Source organism: Kitasatospora sp. NPDC093558 (genome assembly GCF_040683475.1).
GTDB lineage: Bacteria > Actinomycetota > Actinomycetes > Streptomycetales > Streptomycetaceae > Kitasatospora.
Map to the genome: position 1 here is coordinate 1 of NZ_JBFBDY010001248.1, position 1,264 is coordinate 1,264.

Annotated in this window: 1 protein-coding gene; it reads right to left on the bottom strand. The window is 73.1% G+C overall.

Annotated features, from left to right (window positions below):
- Window positions 1-31: 31 nt before the first annotated feature.
- On the bottom strand, window positions 32-1,264 hold a 1,233-nt coding region (locus AB0O00_RS40100; protein WP_363659599.1), incomplete at its 5' end, for a serine hydrolase domain-containing protein.

The window sequence follows — 1,264 nt, forward strand, 5'->3', positions numbered from 1 at the left end:
GGGGCAGTGGAAGGCCATGAACCGCCTGCCGTCACCCCGATGTCTTGCCGCAGAGGGCGTCGTCGATGAGGGCCTGGTAGAGGCGGTCGGCCTTCTCGGGATCGCTCTTGTCGTACTCGTTGGTGGACAGCGTGAGCTGGCGGCTGCCGTCCGGCGTGCCGATCAGGGCGGTCGAGTAGCCGGGCATGTCGCCGAGGTGGCCCCAGGCCTGGCCGCAGGAGAGTTGGTAGTGGATCAGGCCGAGTCCGTACTCGTCGCGACCGGCGCCGGGGACGTCGGCGGTGGTGGTCATCTCGGCGAGCTGGGCCGGGGCGAGCAGCCGGCCGCCGAACAGTGCCGCGTGGAAGCGGTTGAGGTCGGAGGTGGTGGAGATCCCGGCACCGGCCGCGTCGGCGATGGTCGGGGAGATCCGGGTGACGTCCGCCGGGCCCTCGGGGAGTGCGAGGTAGGCGTGCGCGTGCGGCCCCGGGACGGCGGTGGAGAAGACCGGCAGGGAGGTGTGGCGCAGCCCGAGCGGCCGGATGATCCGCTCCTTCACCGCCGCCTGCCAGCTGTGCCCGGTGACCTGCCGGATCAGCATGCCGATGACGACGTAGTTGGTGTTGGAGTAGTGGAAGCCCTGGCCGGGGGCGGAGTAGGGCGGCATGGCGGTGCCGATGGCCACCAACTGCCGCGGGCTGTAGGCGACCCAGCGTCCGGTGGCGAGGTACTGCCGCTCGCCCGCGTCGTCGTGCGGGTGGCTGCGGGGATCGTCGGAGTAGTCGTGCAGTCCGCTGGTGTGGTTGAGGAGTTGGCGGACGGTGATGGCCTCGCCGCCGGGCACGACGCCCGGCAGGTGGTGCTCGATCGGGTCGTCGAGCGCGAGCCGTCCCTCGGCGACCAGCTGGAGGGTGACGGTCGAGACGAAGACCTTGGTGACGCTGCCGATCCTGAACCGCCCGTCGGCGCGCGCCGGCCGGCCGGTCGTCAGGTCCCGGACGCCCGCCGCGCCGCGCCAGACGGCGCGTCCGTGGTCGCGGACCTCCGCGAGCGCCGCCGTGCTTCCGCCCTGCTCGACCAGGGCGTCCAGCTCGGCCCGTAAGCCGGTGGAGCCCCCGCGCGGGGTGGTCGGAGCCGCTGCGGCTCCGGGCGCGAGCGCGGCGAGAGCAGCGGTGGCAAGGGCGGTGGAGGCGATCCGTAGACCGAGCCGGCAGGTACGAGTGGTGGTCATGCCGTCAGGTTCGCACTGCGCGGTGCCGGCCGGCATCGTCCTGCCGACCGGCGC